The 3,094-nt window shown below is 71.4% G+C and carries 3 protein-coding genes; all 3 read left to right on the forward strand.

What is annotated here, in order from left to right; genetic code table 11:
• A partial coding sequence (locus tag QH283_RS13310) for a sodium:solute symporter family transporter (protein WP_432420723.1) occupies positions 1 to 751 on the forward strand: 751 nt, incomplete at its 5' end.
• Positions 752 to 943: 192 nt separating this feature from the next.
• Positions 944 to 1,297 carry a DUF485 domain-containing protein gene (locus tag QH283_RS13315; protein WP_280503312.1) on the forward strand — a complete coding sequence of 118 codons (354 nt, stop codon included), beginning with the start codon at positions 944 to 946 and terminating at the stop codon, positions 1,295 to 1,297.
• Complete coding sequence (locus QH283_RS13320; protein WP_280503313.1) at positions 1,294 to 2,928, forward strand: solute symporter family protein; 1,635 nt, start codon at positions 1,294 to 1,296, stop codon at positions 2,926 to 2,928. The genes QH283_RS13315 and QH283_RS13320 overlap by 4 nt, the downstream gene beginning before the upstream one ends.
• Positions 2,929 to 3,094 lie beyond the last annotated feature (166 nt).

Here is a 3,094-nt window from a genome sequence, read left to right on the forward strand (position 1 = left end):
CGGCAGGGCCGCTCGCACCACCGCGCTGGCGGTGATCGGCCTGGTCGGCCTGTTCTACCTGTTCCCCGTCCTGCTCGGCGTCTTCTCCCGCCTGTACGTGCCGCAACTGCTGCTCACCGGCACCTCCGACGCCGCGGTGCTGCTGCTGCCGGGTTCGGTGCTGGCCGGCCTGCCCGGACAGCTGATCGCCGCGCTGGTGGCGGCCGGCGCGATCGCGGCCTTCCTTTCCACCTCCTCGGGGTTGCTGGTGAGCATCGCGGGCGTGCTGAGCACCGACGTGCTGCGCGGGCGGGTCAGAGATTTCCGGGTGGCGGCGATCGTGGCGGGCGTCGCGCCGCTGGCGCTCTCGCTCGGCGTGGTCTCGCTCGACCTCTCGCGCACGGTGGGCCTGGCGTTCGCGGTGGCCGCGTCCACGCTGGCGCCGTTGCTGGTGCTGGGCATCTGGTGGCGCGGTCTGACCGCCCGGGGCGCGGCGGCCGGGCTGTGCGTGGGCGGGCTGCTCGCGGGCACGGCGACCGCGGTGTCGGTGCTCGGCGGCGCGCCGGAGTCGGTGGCGCACGGCTGGCTCGCCGCGCTGCTCGGCTATCCCGCCGCGATCAGTGTGCCCGCCGCTTTCGCGACCATGATCGCGGTCAGTGTCCTCACCGGGGGCAGGCCCGCCGACCGGGCGCGCGGGGTCTTCGCGCGGATGCACGCCCCGGAGCGGCTCGGCATGGGCGCGGACCGCGAACCGGGCGCGCGCGGCGCCTGAGCCACATCCCGCCGCCGGCCTGTGCGGCATCGTCCGTCCGTCCGGCCGCCGACCGTTCGTCGCGTCGCGCCGACCGTTCACCGCACAGATCCACACCTTCACGGAGTGACCGCCGCCACAGCATTTTCCGCGCTCCGGCCCGGCGATACGTTTTCGAGCACGTAATCCACATCACATGTCAGGAACTCCCCCATGACCACTGATCTCGATCGGACCCCGACGCCGCGGGTCCCCGGCGCCGAGGAGTTCGCGCGGGCGCAGGCGAGCCCGGAATTCCAGGACCTGCGTAACCGCCTGCGCCGCTTCGTCTTCCCGATGACCGCCCTGTTCCTGGTGTGGTATCTGGCCTATGTGCTGCTCGGCGCGTACGCGCACGACTTCATGGCGACCCGGCTGTTCGGCAACATCAATGTCGGCCTCGTGCTCGGGCTGGCGCAGTTCCTGACCACCTTCGCCATCACCGCCGCCTACGTCCGCTTCGCCAACCGCGAACTCGACCCGCGCGCGGCCGCCCTGCGCGCCGACCTGGAAGGCGCTCGCGCATGAGCACGTCCGTGCTGGCCGCGGGCACCGTCGGCAACCCGGTGGCCAACATCGCCATCTTCGCGCTGTTCGTGGCGGTGACGATGGTGGTGGTGATCAGGGCCAGCCGCAACAACTCCACCGCCAGTGACTACTTCACCGGCGGCCGCGGCTTCTCCGGCCCGCAGAACGGCATCGCCATCGCGGGCGACTACCTCTCGGCCGCCAGCTTCCTCGGCATCGCCGGCGCCATCGCCGTCTACGGCTACGACGGCTTCCTCTACTCGATCGGCTTCCTGGTCGCCTGGCTGGTGGCGCTGCTGCTGGTCGCCGAGATGCTGCGCAACACCGGCAAATTCACCATGGCCGACGTGCTCAGCTTCCGGCTGCGGGAACGGCCGGTACGCACCGCGGCGGCGCTGTCCACGCTGACCGTCTCGCTGTTCTACCTGCTGGCCCAGATGGCGGGCGCGGGCGGCCTGGTGGCGCTGCTGCTCGACATCGACAGCAGGGCCGGACAGTCGCTGGTCATCGCGGTCGTCGGCGTGCTGATGATCGTCTACGTGCTGGTCGGCGGCATGAAGGGCACCACATGGGTGCAGATCATCAAGGCGGTGCTGCTGATCACCGGCGCGGCCGTCATGACTGTGATCGTGCTGGCGAAGTTCTCCTTCGACATCTCCGGCCTGCTCGGCTCGGCCCAGGAGATGATCAGCGGCTCCACCAACGAGATCGTGGCGAACCGCGACGTGCTCGCGCCGGGCGCCCAGTACGGCGGCAGCGAGACCAGCAAGCTCAACTTCCTGTCCCTCGGCCTGGCGTTGGTGCTCGGCACCGCGGGTCTGCCGCACGTGCTGATGCGCTTCTACACCGTGCCAACGGCCAGGGAGGCGCGGCGCTCGGTGGTCTGGGCGATCGCCCTGATCGGCGCGTTCTACCTGTTCACGCTGGTGCTCGGTTACGGCGCGGCCGCCATCGTCGGCCCCGACCGCATCCTGGCCGCCGCGGGCGGGCAGAACTCCGCGGCCCCGCTGCTGGCCTTCGAACTCGGCGGCGTGCTGCTGCTGGGCATCATCTCGGCGGTGGCCTTCGCGACCATCCTCGCCGTGGTGGCAGGGCTGACCATCACCGCATCGGCCTCCTTCGCCCACGACATCTACGCCAGCGTGCTCAAGCGCGGCAAGGCCGACGAGCAGGCGCAGGTGCGGGTCTCCCGGATCACCGCGGTGGTGATCGGCGTGCTTGCCATCGGCCTCGGCATCCTGGCCAACGGGCAGAACATCGCCTTCCTGGTGGCGCTGGCCTTCGCGGTCGCGGCGGCGGCAAACCTGCCGACCATCGTGTACTCGCTGTTCTGGAAGCGGTTCAACACCACCGGCGCGCTGTGGAGCATGTACGGCGGCCTGATCTCGACCATCGTGCTGATCGTGTTCTCCCCCGCGGTGTCCGGCAACAAGACCGCCATGCTGCCGAACCTGGACTTCGACTGGTTCCCGCTGTCCAACCCCGGCATCGTGTCCATCCCGCTGGCGTTCGTGCTCGGCATCGCGGGCACGCTGCTCGGCGGCGGCAGGCCGGAGGACCCGGAGAAGGCGGTGGAGATGGAGGTCCGCTCCCTCACCGGTGTCGGCGCCGAGAAGGCGGTGGCGCACTGACCCGGATCGCCGAGTAGACCAACCGAATACGTTCCCGGGGCCGCCGGCCCCCGGCCCGGGGACGCCCCCCGGCAAACCCCCCCGAGGACGCCGGGGTCCCCTGCCCGCAACGCCCCCCCAGCCCCCCCCGCGCCGCCCGCCCCCGATCCCCCCGCGCCGGTGGGGG

It is taken from the genome of Nocardia farcinica, from assembly GCF_029867845.1.
Taxonomy (GTDB): Bacteria; Actinomycetota; Actinomycetes; order Mycobacteriales; family Mycobacteriaceae; genus Nocardia; species Nocardia farcinica_A.

Bases quoted from the DNA above. Each gene is read 5' to 3' on its own strand.
- QH283_RS13315 (WP_280503312.1), top strand. From the start codon at position 944: ATGACCACTGATCTCGATCGGACCCCGACGCCGCGGGTCCCCGGCGCC.
- QH283_RS13320 (WP_280503313.1), top strand. From the start codon at position 1,294: ATGAGCACGTCCGTGCTGGCCGCGGGCACCGTCGGCAACCCGGTGGCC.